Annotated in this window: 16 protein-coding genes; 3 read left to right on the top strand and 13 right to left on the bottom strand. The window is 37.3% G+C overall.

The window, feature by feature from the left end:
* Positions 1–364: 364 nt before the first annotated feature.
* The 4 genes from C7437_RS02750 to C7437_RS02735 form a co-directional block, all read right to left on the bottom strand.
* On the bottom strand, positions 365–1,546 hold the full coding sequence (locus tag C7437_RS02750; protein ID WP_111438102.1) for an FAD-dependent monooxygenase: 1,182 nt from the start codon (positions 1,544–1,546) through the stop codon (positions 365–367).
* Positions 1,547–1,650: 104 nt separating this feature from the next.
* Complete coding sequence (locus C7437_RS02745; protein ID WP_111438101.1) at positions 1,651–2,775, bottom strand: cupin domain-containing protein; 1,125 nt, start codon at positions 2,773–2,775, stop codon at positions 1,651–1,653.
* Between the two features lie 24 nt (positions 2,776–2,799).
* Positions 2,800–3,285 (bottom strand): DinB family protein, encoded by a 486-nt coding sequence (locus C7437_RS02740; protein ID WP_111438100.1) that lies wholly within the window; start codon positions 3,283–3,285, stop codon positions 2,800–2,802.
* A 3-nt stretch (positions 3,286–3,288) separates the two neighbouring features.
* Complete coding sequence (locus C7437_RS02735; protein WP_111438099.1) at positions 3,289–4,230, bottom strand: fumarylacetoacetate hydrolase family protein; 942 nt, start codon at positions 4,228–4,230, stop codon at positions 3,289–3,291.
* A 383-nt stretch (positions 4,231–4,613) separates the two neighbouring features.
* On the opposite strand from C7437_RS02735, the gene C7437_RS02730 reads away from it, so the two are divergent.
* Both C7437_RS02730 and C7437_RS02725 read left to right on the top strand, forming a co-directional pair.
* Complete coding sequence (locus C7437_RS02730; RefSeq protein ID WP_111438098.1) at positions 4,614–5,375, top strand: IclR family transcriptional regulator; 762 nt, start codon at positions 4,614–4,616, stop codon at positions 5,373–5,375.
* 408 nt (positions 5,376–5,783) lie between these two features.
* On the top strand, positions 5,784–7,133 hold the full coding sequence (locus C7437_RS02725; RefSeq protein WP_111438097.1) for an MFS transporter: 1,350 nt from the start codon (positions 5,784–5,786) through the stop codon (positions 7,131–7,133).
* A 59-nt stretch (positions 7,134–7,192) separates the two neighbouring features.
* Here the strand turns inward: C7437_RS02725 and C7437_RS02720 are convergent, their stop codons facing one another.
* Positions 7,193–7,363 (bottom strand): hypothetical protein, encoded by a 171-nt coding sequence (locus C7437_RS02720; RefSeq protein WP_425450545.1) that lies wholly within the window; start codon positions 7,361–7,363, stop codon positions 7,193–7,195.
* A gap of 328 nt (positions 7,364–7,691) precedes the next feature.
* Here C7437_RS02720 and C7437_RS02715 point away from each other — a divergent pair, with 328 nt between their 5' ends.
* Positions 7,692–8,918: an MFS transporter gene (locus C7437_RS02715; protein WP_111438096.1), complete on the top strand. Its 1,227-nt coding sequence runs from the start codon at positions 7,692–7,694 to the stop codon at positions 8,916–8,918.
* Positions 8,919–8,961: 43 nt separating this feature from the next.
* On the opposite strand, the gene C7437_RS02710 is transcribed toward C7437_RS02715, so the two are convergent.
* The 8 genes from C7437_RS02710 to C7437_RS02675 form a co-directional block, all read right to left on the bottom strand.
* Complete coding sequence (locus tag C7437_RS02710; protein WP_111438095.1) at positions 8,962–9,696, bottom strand: SDR family NAD(P)-dependent oxidoreductase; 735 nt, start codon at positions 9,694–9,696, stop codon at positions 8,962–8,964.
* Positions 9,697–9,775: 79 nt separating this feature from the next.
* Positions 9,776–10,519, bottom strand: a complete 744-nt coding sequence (locus C7437_RS02705) for an SDR family NAD(P)-dependent oxidoreductase (RefSeq protein ID WP_111438094.1) — start codon at positions 10,517–10,519, stop codon at positions 9,776–9,778.
* Positions 10,520–10,773: 254 nt separating this feature from the next.
* Complete coding sequence (locus C7437_RS02700) at positions 10,774–11,556, bottom strand: enoyl-CoA hydratase/isomerase family protein (RefSeq protein ID WP_111438093.1); 783 nt, start codon at positions 11,554–11,556, stop codon at positions 10,774–10,776.
* 35 nt (positions 11,557–11,591) lie between these two features.
* Entirely contained in the window at positions 11,592–12,782 is a 1,191-nt protein-coding gene (locus tag C7437_RS02695) for a thiolase family protein (RefSeq protein ID WP_111438092.1), read from the bottom strand.
* A gap of 67 nt (positions 12,783–12,849) precedes the next feature.
* A complete protein-coding gene (locus tag C7437_RS02690; RefSeq protein WP_111438091.1) occupies positions 12,850–13,230 on the bottom strand; it encodes a MaoC/PaaZ C-terminal domain-containing protein in 381 nt (126 codons plus the stop codon).
* 12 nt (positions 13,231–13,242) lie between these two features.
* The gene (locus C7437_RS02685) at positions 13,243–13,650 is read right to left on the bottom strand and encodes an FAS1-like dehydratase domain-containing protein (RefSeq protein ID WP_111438090.1); all 408 of its coding nucleotides are present in this window, start codon (positions 13,648–13,650) and stop codon (positions 13,243–13,245) included.
* Positions 13,651–13,673: 23 nt separating this feature from the next.
* Entirely contained in the window at positions 13,674–14,555 is an 882-nt protein-coding gene (locus C7437_RS02680) for a 3-hydroxyacyl-CoA dehydrogenase family protein (protein ID WP_111438089.1), read from the bottom strand.
* Positions 14,556–14,930: 375 nt separating this feature from the next.
* A complete protein-coding gene (locus tag C7437_RS02675) occupies positions 14,931–16,082 on the bottom strand; it encodes an acyl-CoA dehydrogenase family protein (RefSeq protein ID WP_111438088.1) in 1,152 nt (383 codons plus the stop codon).
* Positions 16,083–16,088 lie beyond the last annotated feature (6 nt).

Raw genomic sequence — 16,088 nt, 5'->3', positions numbered from 1 at the left:
TCTTGATAATTATGGTTGTACAATATATGACGTTGGTGAAATAAAATACTGATCCACGCTGATTTTCGTTCCGAGCGGACGCTTTCCGTGGGGCGTGCGGTGAGCCTCCTCGTCGCGAAAACCGCTCCTGTGGGGTCTCACCTGTCACGCTAATCCCACTGGAGTCGCCGCTCGGAACGAAAATCAGATAAGAGAATAGAGGAAACAAAAGTCTCAAATAGATATAGAAAACAAGACTTGAAAAACTACATAAAAAAACAAATTATAGCCGACTAAAATACTTTACCAACGTCATTTGATAAAGAACCATAATGAAAAAGTAGGAAAACCATTCTCATGGCTTCCCTACTTTTTTAGTTTTTACTTATTTTTTTGCTGGTCCACCATGTAACCAGTCCGTGTAGCTGAAATCATTCGCTGGACGTTTTGTAAAGATATCGTTGCGAAGTGCAATAGAAACTGGATCAACAGCGTGAATAATTTCACCCCAGAAACGTGCAGTCGTTTGTACTTTTGCAGAACGTGGAATACGCTCATCTTGGTACTCTTTAAACGCTGCTTCGTAATTATCTCCATGTACTTTTAATGAATCAGCAAGTTTAGCTGAGTCTTCTAATGCTTGAACGCCACCTTGTGCTAAGTATTGAAGCATTGGATGAGCTGCATCACCTAAAAGTGTGATATTTCCTTCTGTCCAGTTTTCAATCGGATCACGATCATACATTGGCCATTTAAATTCTTTATTAATGAATGTAAGGGCTTTTTCTACTTTTGAATAACAACCTTCGAAAACTTGGTCCAACTCTTCTGGAGTACCCCAAACTGTTGATTCAGGTGTCCATGTTGGGCTCTTGAAAACAACTACTTGATTATACAATTCTCCACGGCGTACCGGATATTGCACAACATGTAAATTCGGTCCTATCCACATAATTACATCATCTACATCCGTATCATCCGATACTTCTGAAATTGGAAGTGTTCCACGGTATGCAACATATGCAGAGTTTACTGGCTCATCATCCGAGAAGTTTTTACGGATATTAGATCTGATTCCGTCTGCTCCGATTACAGCTTTACCTTTAATTTTTTCACCGCGTTGGTTTGTAATAACTACACCCTCAGCAGTTTCTTCAGCAGAGATAATTTCATTGTCTGTATAAAGATTAATTAATGGATTTTTTTTACAAGCTTCTAATATTACGCTATGTAAATCAGAACGATGTAGAACAAGATATGGAGCACCATATTTTTCTTGGTATTCACCTTCTAAATCTAATGCTGTTAGTTCTTCACCTGTAAACGCATCTTTTAATACTAATCGTTTTGGAAATACTGCAAATTCAGAAATGCGTTCAAGTAATCCGAAACGTTTTAGAACAGCAACACCATTTGCTGCTAATTGGATACCTGCTCCAACTTCTCCAAATTCAGGTGCTCTTTCAAATACTGTTACTTCTTGACCTGCTTCTGCTGCTCCAAGTGCTGCTGCTAATCCACCGATTCCAGCTCCACTGATTAAAATTGTATTTTCTGTGTTTTTCATGTAAAAACCCCCGATTTTTTTATGTAACTTTTTATAAAAGGACCGTACAAAGCAATTTAAAATAAAGACTGCTTTGTACGATTAACTTTATATCCAGTTAGTAATTAAGGTAAAAATGGTTTAAACTCACCAGTTACTTCTTGGTAACCATTATTTTTGTCATATGCTTCTTGTCTTTCAAGATCAAATTTCTCCATGATCGGTAGGTCATTTACTGTGAAGAAATACGTATCTTCTGCAGCTACATGCTCAACCCAAGCCCAGTTTGGAACTGCAAGGAAATCTCCTTCTTCCCAGTCGAAACGAACGCCGTTTACGATACTGTATCCAGACCCTTTATATACTTGATGTACAGAAGAGTTTGTGTGACGTTGTGCTTTTGTATGGAAGCCTTTTGGAAGCTTTTGAACCCAAGCAGCAATTGTAGGATTTGCTGTTTGGCCATTAGATGGGTTAATAAATTCAACTGCATATCCTTCAAATGGATCTGGATCAAATTTGCTTAATGATTCAATTGCTTTTTCAGTATGTTCCCATTTGTACGAACCTAGTGGCGCGATAGATGGTTTGCGATCCGAAATCGGACGTAACATACCTGCTGCATAACGTTGAGAACCGTAGTTATCTGGAACTTCTGGTAATTGAATTTTTTCAGGGTAGTTTTCAAAGAACGTTCCACCTAAAGCATAAATAGTTGGAATATCTAGAACATCCGTCCAAATCATTGGTTTCGTTCCTTCGTGTGCATGTCCATGCCATAAATCTTTCGGTGTAATTAAGAAGTCTCCTTCTTCCATGTAAATTCTTTCTCCTTGAACGATCGAGTAAGCACCTTCGCCTTTTGTAATGAAACGAAGAGCATTTTGTGAATGTCGATGTGACGGAGCTACTTCACCTGGTTGAAGTAATTGCATTGCTACATATAGTGTTTGAGTAGTAGAAGCCCAGCCCCAAGGTTGACGATAGTCTAAACCAGGGTTTTGTAAATAGATTGCTCGTCTTTCCCCACCACGATCAGGTGTGAAAATCGTAGCAGCCTCTCCTAATTTCTTCTGTAACAAACTACCTTTCCAAAGGTATGCTTGTGCATGTGGCTCTGGAGATTTATGCATTAAAGCTGGAATTGCTTCCCAAAGTGGTCCTAGATTATATTGACGAATATCCTTAGTAAAATCTTGTACTAATTTACTTTTCATGAATTCAGCTGTGTCATGATTTTGTTCTGCCATGGTCAAATGACCTCCTCTTATAATTTACTTACTTAGTTTTGATAAATTACGTTGAATTTGGCCTTCATGTTTGTTGACATGTTGATCGATTAAATGATCAATAATGAACGAAAGTGGTTTCGTTCCAAAGTTAGGATTTACACTTGTTGCTTCTGCTGCAAGTTGTTCTGCTGTCAAGTTTTCAATTCCTGCTTGAACCGTTTGTTTCACTTGTTGAAGTTCTTTTACGATCTCTTCTACACTAATTGCGTCTACTGTTTCAGGTTTAACTGCTTGTAAACGTGGCTCATGCAAGTGGTTTCTACCCCATTGTTTTCCTGGAGTTTCAACAAGTTGTTCAATTTCATCTACCCAATAAGGTAGAGCTTCAACGATATGTGCCATAATTTGCATGATCGACCATTCGTCTGCTGTTGGATTCCAACGAATTGTTTCTTCTGATAAACCTTTTACTGTATCTAGTATGCGATCGATTGATTCATTAACGGAAGTTATATTACTTTTTGTCATGAATTACTCTCCTTTTACTGTGCGAACAGTATTTTCTAATACGCCTACTTGATCGATTTCAACACGAACAACATCTCCGTCTTTCAACCAAACTTGTGGTTCCATTGCTTGAATAACGCCACCAGGAGTTCCTGTGATTACGATATCCCCAGGCTCTAATGTTGCAAGATTCGACAAGAATGCTACTAAGTGTTTAACTGAGAATACTTGGTTCGCTGTATTAGTACGTTGACGCTCTTCGCCGTTTACAGTTAACACCATTTCTAATGTTTGTGGATCAGCAATTTCATCAGCAGTGATCAACCATGGTCCCATTGGTAAACTGCCATCTACTGTTTTCCCTTGTAACCATTGAAGCGTACGGCGTTGAATGTCACGGTATGTTACATCGTTTGCTACTGCATAACCAGCTACATAATCAAGTGCATCTTCTTCTGAAACATTTTTAGCACGTTTACCGATAACAAATGCGAATTCAGCTTCATAATCTAGTTGGTCTGAAACAGGATAGAACGGAATATCATCTTCTGGACCAATAACTGTGTTGCCAAATTTAGCAAATAAAACTGGATGAGATGGTAATTGACGTCCCATTTCTAAAATATGTTCTTTATAGTTATGTCCTACTGCAAATATTTTCCCTGGTTTTGGAACAGGAGCGCCTACTTTAACTGTATTTAACGCATGAACAAGTTTGATATCTCCTACTTGTTTGTTTGTTAATGCAAAGTCCACTGCTTTTTTAGCAAGTTCGATTGTTTCTTTTCCACCTTGTAAAAATCCAGTCATGTCTGCTGGTACAAATGCATCCGCAATTTCTTGTGCACGAATTTTACCTTCTTGTTGTAATAATGTTCTATAAGCTATATGTAGATCTACGACTTCCTCGTTTACGATAGCCCCGATAGTAGAAATTCCTTCGCGTGTAAATGTAATAAGTTTCATTTTTTTTACCCCTTTATATGTGAGATTTTGTTTTGTAAATCATTTCCAAGCTGACATGAGTGCGTGATACACTTTTTAGAATTTTCCATTAGTAAACGGTTTCATTTATCTAAGAAAAAATATCTATAGAAATAATTCACCTATTTTGGAAATTCCACCTTTTCCATTACACTAATAGTAAATCAAGTTCACTATTAATATAAATTTAGAATATTATTCAATAAAAGTCAACTGAAATTTTATATTTATTTAAATGTTTATATTTATTAGTTTATTAAAAACATGTAAAGATTTATTTCAAAAACACTGGTATACTTTCTCTTACTATGTTAGGTTATTTACTTTATATAGAAAAAAACAATTCAACTTATAGGAGAACAAAAATGAACCCTGAAAAAAACACGACTATGATTGGATCCCTTCAAATTGGATTGGGGATTGTAGATATTATCGCCAATCAAAATCAACCATTAAAATTTACGGAGATTCAAGAAATTACGAAGATTACGAAGAGTAATCTTTATAAGTATTTAAACACATTGATTCATTTAAACATTTTGTATAAAGATAAAAATAGTGGTGCATACTCTCTGGGATCTAAAATAATTTCTTATGGTATGGCTGCCATTGGACAACAAGACCTTATAGCAAAAGTAACACCATTTCTAAAGGAAAGTAGTCTCCAAACTTCTTTAACAACTTTGTTCGCTCTATGGACTAATTCAGGTCCAGTAGTCGCTAATATTTCAAACGCAAACAGTGGTCTAAATATTGGTGCACAAATTGGCACACAGTTACCTGTTTTATCATCTTCTGGTAAGATTTTTTCCACTTTTGATAGTCCTTCAATTATAGAGGAATGGAAACAGGCTGAATTCCAGCTACTTACTGCCGATGAAAAAACAACATTTCTAAAGGAGGAGGAAGCAATTCGGTTGCAGAGGATTTCCTTCTCCAAAGAGCCACTTGTTTCTCATATATCTTCTGCTTCTGTCCCTATTTTTAATCATAACAAAGATTTACTCGGTTGTATTACGCTTGTTGGATTCTCAGAAATAGTGCCAAAACAGGTAAAAGATGAATATAGTCAATACTTGTTGAATTTATCAAACGAAATTTCTGATTTATTTGGATATAAATTATAAGAAAAGCGGAAGCGCCTATCACTGCGTAAGGCAGATTACCCATTTGACCCCGAGGTGCAACGATCTTCTGCGACGAGTTTCGCGCAGGAGCACAGGCGCTGTAGCTGGACATTTTTTATGTCGAAAAATTTTATACTTTCTTTTCTTATAAGAAACACGTAAGCGAAGACTCCTTTCTTTTTTTTGACTGGAGTCTCTTTTATTTTAATCCAATACCATTTCCTCACCACTCCATAATAGTGCCAATATTGTGTTTTTACGAAATATTATAAATTCTAAATTTTTGTTGTATTATTTCTTATTTCTCTTTATAATCACAATAGTAAATAAAGTTCACTATTAGTTTTTTTTCCGACAATTTTCGACAGTAATGTAAACGCTTTAATCTATATGTAGGGGGATATTTAAATGACGTTAGTAAAAACCGGACAAGTTATTGCGGAAAGTAAATTCAACAAATTTCATTTTATGATTTTATTTTGGTGTACATTTATTATTGTTTTAGATGGATATGATCTTGCAGTTTACGGTGCAGTATTGCCCGTTTTAATTGATGAATGGGGATTATCAAATGTTCAAGCTGGTGCAATGGGAAGTTATGGGTTAGTCGGTGTTATGTTTGGGGCATTTTTCTTTGGGCCACTTGCCGATCGTATTGGCCGAAAAAATGTAATTATTGCATGTTTTATTCTTTTTAGTATTTTCACGGGATTATGTGGTTTCGCAGATTCACCAACTTCATTTTCAACGTATCGCTTCATTGCTGGATTAGGACTCGGTGGGATTATGCCAAATGTTATCGCATTAATGACGGATTATTCGCCTAAGAAAATGCGAAGCTTAACGGTTTCTATTGTCCTTACTGGCTACTCTATTGGCGGGATGCTCGCGCCTGCGTTATCCATATTCTTTATTCCAAAATTAGGTTGGGAATTCGTTTACTTTATTGCAGCTGCACCGATTATTTTATTACCTGTCATTATGAAAACGCTTCCTGATTCAACTGTTTTCCTTGCTGCAAAAGGGCGCAAAAAGGAATTGCGTAAAGTAATGAACAAGATTAATCCAGAGGGTAACTATACAGAGCAAGATGAATTTGAACTATTTGAAAAGAACACAGAAAAAGGTACGCCAGTTACACAAATCTTTAAAAATAAGCGCGGACTAAGCACAAGTATGTTTTGGATTACATATTTCATGAGTCTTTTAATGGTGTATGGCTTAAGTACTTGGTTGCCTAAGCTAATGATGCAAGCTGGTTATGGCTTGAATTCTAGTATTTCTTTCTTAATCATTCTGCATGCTGGTACAATCGTTGGAACGCTTATTATCGGTAAATTAGCCGATAAATTTGGTTCGAAAAGAATGCTTATTCCGATGTATATAATTGGAGCAATTGCTCTAATACTATTAGGGTTTAAAAATGATATGCTAGTTGTTTCTCTGTTAGTAGCCCTTACAGGAGCTTGTACAATTGGATCACAAAATATTATGAATGCCTATGTATCTCAATATTATCCCCCTTTCTTACGTTCAACAGCATTAGGATTGGCTTCTGGTGTAGGTAGATTTGGAGCTATATTAGGGCCAACAATTGGTGGTATTCTATTGACCATGGCACTACCAATTCAAATAAATTTCTTGGTTTTTGCAATACCTGGCTTTATCGCAGCTTTAGCTTTAGTGTTCATTCCTGTGAATCGTGCATACGACTATCAAGATAAGTCTAAGGATGAAAAAGTAGAGGCAAATGGTTAAGTTATTTATCTTTGTAATGAAAAGACGACCTCCTAGGAGATCGTCTTTTTTTATTTTACTTACTTCTTATGACCCCCTAATAACCCTGCACGCGTTATCGCAGTCCCTGCATCTGTATAAGAAACGGCGCGCAAGATAGCGGTTGATCCGTATTTACTTCTTAAATGGTCCATTGTTTTGCCGAGCTTACGTTCTCTCCATTTACCTTCATCAAACAAACTAAGCTGCATGGAGTGCTCTGACTCCAAGTTCGTGATGGAAATCGATAGCCTGTGTACCGGCCTAAGATCATAAAATTCATCGAAAGCACAACACTCCCCTTTTGTTCTAGGTTTGCAATCACCGCAATCGGAGTTGTCATGATATCTTGGCCAGCATCCGCAGCAGTGCAACTTGCATAAAAGCTCCGCATATCAATGCATCAAATAGATATTCTTAAAACGGCGTGCACAGTTTTTAAATGCGTGCGTCGCTTTTCTTTAACAAAATTTTTGAAAGAAAGTTATACTCAATAATGTAATAATTAACGTAACTAAAATAGAAAGGACCGAACATCCTATGGAAAATTGGAAAAAGAATATTATTCTCTTTTTAGGTAGCCAGACCATCTCCCTATTCGGATCATCTTTGGTTCAATATGCCATTATGTGGCATATCACATTAACGACTCAGTCTGGTCTTATGATGACAATATCCATCATTTGTGGTTTCGTCCCTACCTTCATCCTCTCTCCTTTTGCAGGGGTTTGGGCGGATCGCTATAATCGGAAATTACTCATCATTCTGTCCGAATCTTTGATTGCTATTTCGACCTTAATTTTAGCCATTTTATTTTTGATGGGATACGATTCATTATGGTTATTATTTGTGATGTCTGCTGTGCGCGCAATTGGGACAGGTATTCAAGGTCCGGCCGTCGGAGCTATTCTTCCACAGCTAGTGCCTGAAAATAAACTAACCAAAGTTAATGGAACAAACGGAAGCATTCAAGCACTTATTATGCTCATTTCTCCAATGGTGAGTGCAGCGTTACTAACAGTAGCTTCGATGGAAATTATTTTCTTTATCGACGTGATTACCGCAGTTATTGCAATCTTTATCTTACTTGCATTTCTGGATATTCCAGTACATGCAAAGGCATTGCAAAAGCAAACAACTAGTTATTTCATCGACTTACAAGAAGGATTTACGTATATTAAAAACCATGCGTTTCTGAAGAAATTCTTTTTGTTTTTTGCCATTTTCTTTGTTTTAGCTGCTCCAGTCGCGTTTCTAACACCTTTACAGGTAACGCGGAGTTTTGGTAATGATATCTGGCGTTTAACAGCGACAGAAATCACCTTCTCTATAGGTATGATGATTGGTGGAATTTTCATGGCTTCATGGGGTGGATTTAAAAACAAGATTCATACAATGACACTCTCATGCCTAATCTTTGGTGCCTGTACATTTGCACTTGGAGTCATTCCAGTTTTTTGGGTCTATTTAATTTTCATGGGCTTAGTTGGTGTCGTAATGCCCATGTTTAATACACCTTCTATGGTTTTATTACAGGAAAAAGTAGAGGGTGATTATCTCGGAAGAGTATTTGGGGTATTAGGGATGATTTCAACTTCTATGATGCCGCTTGGAATGCTTATATTTGGGCCAATATCTGACTATATGGAAATTGAATGGTTACTTATTGGAACTGGAATTCTGTTGTTTATATTAGGATTCTTCTTAATTGGGAGCAAAGTTTTACTAGAAGCAGGGAAGCCAATTTCAAAAGAAACAGTGGATTAACACAAAAAAATGACTTCCATAATCGGAAGTCATTTTCTTCTTATTATTGTGCTGTGTACCCACCATCAACAGTTAATACATTTCCTGTCATAAACGATGAATCGTCTGAAGCCATGAATAGTACAGCTTTAGCCATTTCCTCTGATTCTCCTAAACGTTGCATTGGCGTCATCGTTTTTAATACTTCTTTGCTTTCTTCTGGAATAATCGGTGTATCGATGAAGCCTGGTGCTAGTGCATTTACACGAATATTTCTTGTCGCATATTCCAATGCTAGTGAGCGAGTTAAGTTAATTACTCCACCTTTTGCTGCATTATAAGCAGCTGAACCAGGCGAACCAACCCAGCCGTACATAGAAGCAGTATTTACAATTGTACCTCCACCGGACTTAAGCATTTCACGAATTGCTTCACGTGCTACTAAAAATACACCATCTAAATCAACATTTACTGTATTACGCCATTCCGCATATTCCAAATTTTCTGTTGGAGTTACACGACCAATCCCAGCATTGTTAAAAACTACATCGACTTTACCGAAAGTGGCAATTGTTTCTTTAAATATATTTTGAACTTCTTCTTCACTTGTAATATTAGCTTTAACAAATAGCGCATCTGCATTTTGGGCTTTTAGCTCTGCTTCAAATGCTTTTCCTTTTTCTTCATTCAAATCAACTAAGACTACTTTTGCACCTTCTTGTACGAAAAGTCGAGCTGTTGCAGCACCAATTCCTGATGCTCCACCTGTTATTACTGCTACCTTGTCTTGTAATTTCATTTTCTAACTCCTCTGAAATATTTATTTTCAATTCTTTAAAGTGACTATATAAAAACCTAATCCTAATATTCATTTAAAATTAAAGATCTGAAATCATACCACCATCAACGACAAATTGAGAACCAGTTGAGTAACTTGAATCATCTGATGCAATATAAATTACTAAATTGGATACTTCTTCTGTTCTCGCGCGACGACGCAATGGAATATCTTGTTCCAATTTTTTAATAAACTCGGCTACATCACCTTGTTCAGCCATAGGAGATTCAATAACACCAGGGTGAACAGAGTTTACACGAATATTGTATTGGCCAAGCTCAGCAGCAGCACCTTTTGTCATACCAGTAACAGCATGTTTGGATGCACTATAAGCAATTGCTGTTGGTGCACTTACTAAACCATCAACAGATGAGATATTGACAATTGAACCAACGCCTGCTTTTTTCATGTATGGTACTACTGTTTTCATTCCTAAGAAAACACCAAGTTCATCAATTTCAAATGTTAGTCGGAAGTCCGCTTCCGTTAAGTCTTCTAAAAGTTTGAAAATACCGATACCAGCGTTATTTACTAAAACAGTTACTGGACCGAATACTTCTTCAGTTTTTTCGCAAACTTCTTTCCAATTGTCTGCTTTTGAAACATCTAATTTTAATGCAATTGTATTTTCTCCAACTTCATCAGCTAATTGTTGGGCTGCTTCTAAATTAATATCTGTAATTACTACTTTTGCACCTTCTTCCACAAATTTTCGTACGTGCATTGCGCCCATACCTTGTGCTGCTCCAGTAATAATTGCTACTTTTCCATCAAGTTTACCCATTACTAATCAACCTTTCTTTTTGTAGAAATGTGCTTACAATCTTATTATAAATCTTTTTTTCATTACTCGTACACAAAAGGACTTTAACTTCAGAATAATTAGAGTAGTATACGATATATCAGGAGAACGGTTAATTTATTATGACTTTTTATCTATTAGGTCTTGATAAAGCAACCAAAAATAATCAACCATTTTCATACATGGTTGATTACATATTTCCTGTATACAATACTAATTTACCTAATAGACTACTTTTACTTTGATATAAATTCTGGAGAACGTTTCTCTAAAAAGGCGCTCGTTCCTTCGTTTTTATCTTCCGTTGAATAAAGTACGGCTTGAGCGAGTTTTTCTATTAAGAGAGCAGATTTCATATCTGTTTCAAAACCAGCATGAATCACCATTTTTGCCAGTTTTACAGCCAAAGGACCTTTTGCTAATATTTGAGTCGCTTTTTTCTCAACTGCTTCTTTTAATTGATCTTGTGGTACACATTTAGAAATGAGTCCAATTTTTTCAGCTTCTTCAGCTGTAATAATTTCCCCAGTCAATATTAAGTCAACAGCTTTCCCTTTGCCAATTAATCGAGACAAACGCTGAGTTCCCCCCGCACTAGGAATAATGCCTAGATTTAACTCGGGTAGTCCAAATTTTGCATTTACAGAGGCAATTCGAATATCACATGCCATCGCTAACTCGCAGCCACCACCAAGTGCAAAACCGTTAATCATCGCAATTGTAGGTTTGTCATATGCTTCGATATAATCATATACTTCTTGCATATTTCCAGGTCTAAATACGTCTAAAGGAACACGATTTTTAAGTAGTCCGATATCTGCCCCTGCAGCAAATGATTTATCTCCTTGCCCTGTAAAAATAACACAATTTGTTTCGTTGTCACTTTTTAATTGCTCTAATGCGTCTTTCATTTCACCAAGTGTTTCATTGCTTAATGGATTACGCTGCTCAGGCAAATTTATAATAATATAAGCAAGTTGATTTGATTTTTCCACTAAAATATTTTTAAAATTGTGCATCTACTCACCCCGCTCTTATGATTCTAGTAACAGAATTAAACTTGTAAATTTTCAATTAAAATGGCCATTCCTTGTCCACCTCCAACACATAAAGAAGCGATTCCAAAACGTCCACCTGTTTTTTGTAATTCATGCATTAAAGTGACGACTAATCTTGAACCAGTAGAACCAACTGGATGTCCTAGTGCAATTGCCCCGCCATTCACATTTAGCTTCTCTGGATTAATGTCCAGCTTACGTTGCACAGCAAGTGCTTGGGATGCAAATGCTTCATTAACTTCAAATAAATCAATATCATTAATTGATAAATTGGTCTTTTCAAGAAGTTTTTGAATCGCTGGAACTGGTCCAATTCCCATAATTTCTGGTGGAACCCCAACCGCTACCCAGTCTATGATTGCAGCACGAGGTGTAAGCGACTGTTCTTTCGCTGTGGATTCACTCATTAGAAGAACAGCAGAAGCTCCGTCGTTACGTCCACATGCATTGCCAGCAGTGACAGATCCGTCTTTCTTAAACACAGGCTTTAATTTCCCTAGTTGTTCAATTGTTGTTTCAGGTCGAGGATGTTCATCCGTATCAAAGATAATCGTTCCTTTTCTTGTTTTTATTTCATAAGGAACAATTTCCTCTATAAATTTTCCACTTTCAATCGCTACAGCTGTTCTTCTTTGACTTTCGATAGCAAATGCATCTTGATCTTCTCTAGAAATTTGTTCCCTCTCTGCAACATTTTCAGCGGTAATTCCCATACCCATGTCTTCGCCGTAAATTTCTTTCGGTTGCTGACCTGCTTCTGCATTTGAATCGACCAAATATGTTTTGTCCCCACCAAATCGAGAACCACGTATGTAAATCGCTGAGTTACTCATACTTTCAGTTCCTCCAGCGACAACAATGGCAGCCTGATTCGATTGAATTTGCTGAACTCCTGAAACGATTGCCTGCATTCCAGAAGCACAAAGGCGATTCACTGTAAAAGCTGGTTTTTCAACAGGAATGCCTGCTCGAATTGCGGCAACACGAGCTACATTTGAGGACTCTGTCGACTGCCTTACCTCTCCCAAAATAACTTCATCTACTTTTCCAGGTGAAAGTGACGCTTTTTTTAGTAATTCCTCAATAACATGGGAACCTAAAAATCCAGAGTTAATTTCTTTTAATGCGCCCCCATATCGACCAATTGCCGTACGTACCGCTTCAACAATGACTATTCGTTCGCTCATTTTATAGTACCCCCTGTAGAATTTTATGTTATTGGCTAAGGAATCACATTACCGTATATCTCTATTACTATTTTCGTACTTCAAAATGAGCACTTGCCTTTATTTCCCCGTGCTCATTTACTGCCTCTGCTTGACATACCCAGAGATGCTCCGTTTCTCCCACAATAAGTCCACTGACAGTAATACTTTCTCCTGGTCGTGTAATTGTTTGAAATCGGGTGGAGAATTTTACGAGATCATTTGACGCGCACCATGTGTCAATGGCTTGGCCAATAAAACCCATAATCATCATGCCGTGTACAATCACACCGCCTAGACCGGCTTTCTCACCAAACGGAACTACCGTATGAATCGGATTGAAATCACCTGATGCCCCTGCATATCTGACGATTTGAGTATGCGTAATTTCTTCTTTGTGTATTTTCTCGAAATGAAAACCAATATGCATATTTCGAGCCTCCTATTGCTTTTCGATGAGGGTAGAGCGTCCTATTACGACAGTTTCCCCTTCTTGATTGACAAATCTTTGTTTAATCACAATGAAATTCATGGCTGATTTTGAGTAAGTATCTTCAATTTCACCATGTACCGTAATGTCATCTCCTACTTTAATCTTGCCAAAGTATTCAAATTCCTGCTCGCCATGTAAAGTTTTTTCCAAATTCAATCCTAAAAAATCGAATATGGAATAAGGTGATCCCCAGTAATCAATAACCGTTGGAAAAGTAGGAGGTATATCCTCTTTCTTCTGTAAAGAGAGTTGATTTTTATCAATAGCGAGTGCAAGCTCCCGAACTTTACTTAGTTCTACCTTGTAAGTAAACGGTTCGAGCTGCATGCCAATCATTTTTTCATATTGATTGTTCAAAATTCCACTCCTCCCGCTAAACTTTACACTCTAATTCCTTTTTCATCGTATTCATAAAAACCTTTTCCTACCTTTTTACCAAGCTCGCCTTTTTCAACTTTTTCAGTGACAATACGGGATGGTTTATCATTCTCATCACCGCTTTCGTTGAATCGTTGCATTCTCACGAAATAATTTACGTCGATGCCTGTTAAATCCATTAAAGCAAAAGGACCAATCGGATGATTTAATGCTTTTTTACAGACAAGATCAATTTCTTCATGAGTCGCGTAGCCATTTTCATAAAGGTACACAGCTTCATCCATCAATTTTCCGAGAATGCGATTTGCGATGAATCCAGATATTTCTTTTTTAAGCAATACAGGTGTTTTATGAATGCTCTTCACAAACTCCATGCTTGCTTGAGCTGTTTCATCTGATGTATGTGGTCCCTTCACTACTTCCACCATCTCCATAACCAATACTGGATTAAAGAAATGAATGTTGCAGATGTTTTCAGGATGACTAACTACATCTGCTATTTTTGAACTGACGATCGTTGAACTATTCGTCGCTAATATCGTGTCATTTGCAACAATTTTATCGAGCTTTGCAAACAATTCACGTTTCGCATCCAACTTTTCAATAATTGCTTCAATTACTATATTTGCATTTGATAGATCTTCCAAATTTACTGTAAAAGAAAGACGGTCAAATGCGTTGTCTACTTCTTCCCTTGTAAATCTTCCTTTTTCAACCCGTCGATTCATCTGTTCATCGAGAAATACTTTTGCCTTATCTATACTTTGTTGTTCAATGTCCTGTAGAGTGACTGGATAGCCCGCTAACGCACAAACCATTGCAATTTGTGAACCCATCGCACCCGCACCAACAACTGCTACTTGTTTAATATTTTTGTTTCCCACAAAGCATCTCCCTTTCCTCTCACATGTCATAAACCTAAGACTTTAGCTACTCCTTGTAACCTAATTTGCTCTATAGCATTTGGATTTTCAAGATTTTTCATGGATGCATATGTTTCGCCCTTAGCTTCTGACTATGATGCTTAAGCCTCTTAATGCCAGTACAATCAACAACGTTAATGAAAAGAGAATGACGAAAACATTCCAAAAATCCATAGTATCTCCCCCAAGGCATCAGATTTTACGTTTGAATAACTAGATATTGTCTATCAAAGTTCCATAGAAAATACCCTTTCGTAAAGGAATACGGAGGGCAGGGAAGTATCATACTAGTTGAATGAGTCTTCACGCAATCATTCTCTCACTCTATTTCTGATATTACTTGTTTTCATTCAATACATGTCTTGCGATAATAATGCGCTGTACTTCACTCGTACCTTCATAAATTGTAGTGATTCTCGCATCCCTATAAAATCTTTCGATTGGATAATCGGACACATAACCCATCCCACCATGAATTTGAACAGCTTTATCCGCCACACGATTAAATACTTCAGAAGCATACAATTTTGCCATCGATGATTCTTTAATGGCTTTCTTTCCTTCGTCCATCATTGTTGCAGCTTTCACCATCAGCATACGAGCAGCTTCCGTTTCAGTAGCCATATCCGCTAACATCCATTGAATCGCTTGATTATCTGAAATTGGATTGCCAAACTGTTTGCGTTCCAGAGCATAAGATGCAGAAAGTTCAATTAATTTCTCACAAGAACCTACTGCTCTTGCAGCAAGACCAACGCGACCTTCTCCAAGAATTTTCAATGCAGACATATAACCCATTCCGACTTCACCGATTACATTTTCATCAGGCACTTCACAATCTTCAAAAATGAGCTGTGCAGTATGAGAGCCATGTAACCCCATTTTTTTATCTATTTTCCCAATGGTAAATCCTGGGAAATCTTTTTCGATTACGAAAGATGTGATGCCGCCTTTTGCCCCTTTTTCTCTATCTGTTAAAGCGAATACTGTAAAGATATCTGCAACTGGAGCATTTGTTATGAAATGTTTTGTTCCATTAACAATCCATTTATCCCCACGTTTAACTGCCGTCGTCGATAAGCTAGTTGCATCAGATCCCGCACCTGGTTCCGACAAGGCAAACGCCCCAATTTTATTACCAGACGCCATATCCGGTAAATACTTTTGTTTTAGACTCTCTGAACCTAAACGAACAATCCCGACACTACCTATGCCGGTATGCGCACTAATCAAAGTAGCAAATCCATTACTTGAACGTCCTAACTCTCCAAGTACTGTCGCTTTTCCTAAGACACTTAAACCAATCCCACCGTATTCTTCAGGAATGCTCATCCCGAATAGTCCAAGCTCTTTTGCTTTGTCGATTAATTGTTGCGGAATATGATCTTCCTCTTCTATTTGCTGTGCAAGAGGCTCTACATCTTTGTCCACAAAAGTTTTTACCATTTGTTTAATTTGTTCAATTTCTGGAGCTAGAGTATCTAACATGTTTAT

Source organism: Psychrobacillus insolitus, assembly GCF_003254155.1.
GTDB classification, from domain to species: Bacteria; Bacillota; Bacilli; order Bacillales_A; family Planococcaceae; genus Psychrobacillus; species Psychrobacillus insolitus.
This window is presented reverse-complemented; position numbering and strand designations above follow the sequence as displayed.

Bases quoted from the DNA above. Each gene is read 5' to 3' on its own strand.
- C7437_RS02750 (WP_111438102.1), bottom strand. From the start codon at position 1,546: ATGAAAAACACAGAAAATACAATTTTAATCAGTGGAGCTGGAATCGGT.
- C7437_RS02745 (WP_111438101.1), bottom strand. From the start codon at position 2,775: ATGGCAGAACAAAATCATGACACAGCTGAATTCATGAAAAGTAAATTA.
- C7437_RS02740 (WP_111438100.1), bottom strand. From the start codon at position 3,285: ATGACAAAAAGTAATATAACTTCCGTTAATGAATCAATCGATCGCATA.
- C7437_RS02735 (WP_111438099.1), bottom strand. From the start codon at position 4,230: ATGAAACTTATTACATTTACACGCGAAGGAATTTCTACTATCGGGGCT.
- C7437_RS02730 (WP_111438098.1), top strand. From the start codon at position 4,614: ATGAACCCTGAAAAAAACACGACTATGATTGGATCCCTTCAAATTGGA.
- C7437_RS02725 (WP_111438097.1), top strand. From the start codon at position 5,784: ATGACGTTAGTAAAAACCGGACAAGTTATTGCGGAAAGTAAATTCAAC.
- C7437_RS02720 (WP_425450545.1), bottom strand. From the start codon at position 7,363: ATGCAGCTTAGTTTGTTTGATGAAGGTAAATGGAGAGAACGTAAGCTC.
- C7437_RS02715 (WP_111438096.1), top strand. From the start codon at position 7,692: ATGGAAAATTGGAAAAAGAATATTATTCTCTTTTTAGGTAGCCAGACC.
- C7437_RS02710 (WP_111438095.1), bottom strand. From the start codon at position 9,696: ATGAAATTACAAGACAAGGTAGCAGTAATAACAGGTGGAGCATCAGGA.
- C7437_RS02705 (WP_111438094.1), bottom strand. From the start codon at position 10,519: ATGGGTAAACTTGATGGAAAAGTAGCAATTATTACTGGAGCAGCACAA.
- C7437_RS02700 (WP_111438093.1), bottom strand. From the start codon at position 11,556: ATGCACAATTTTAAAAATATTTTAGTGGAAAAATCAAATCAACTTGCT.
- C7437_RS02695 (WP_111438092.1), bottom strand. From the start codon at position 12,782: ATGAGCGAACGAATAGTCATTGTTGAAGCGGTACGTACGGCAATTGGT.
- C7437_RS02690 (WP_111438091.1), bottom strand. From the start codon at position 13,230: ATGCATATTGGTTTTCATTTCGAGAAAATACACAAAGAAGAAATTACG.
- C7437_RS02675 (WP_111438088.1), bottom strand. From the start codon at position 16,082: ATGTTAGATACTCTAGCTCCAGAAATTGAACAAATTAAACAAATGGTA.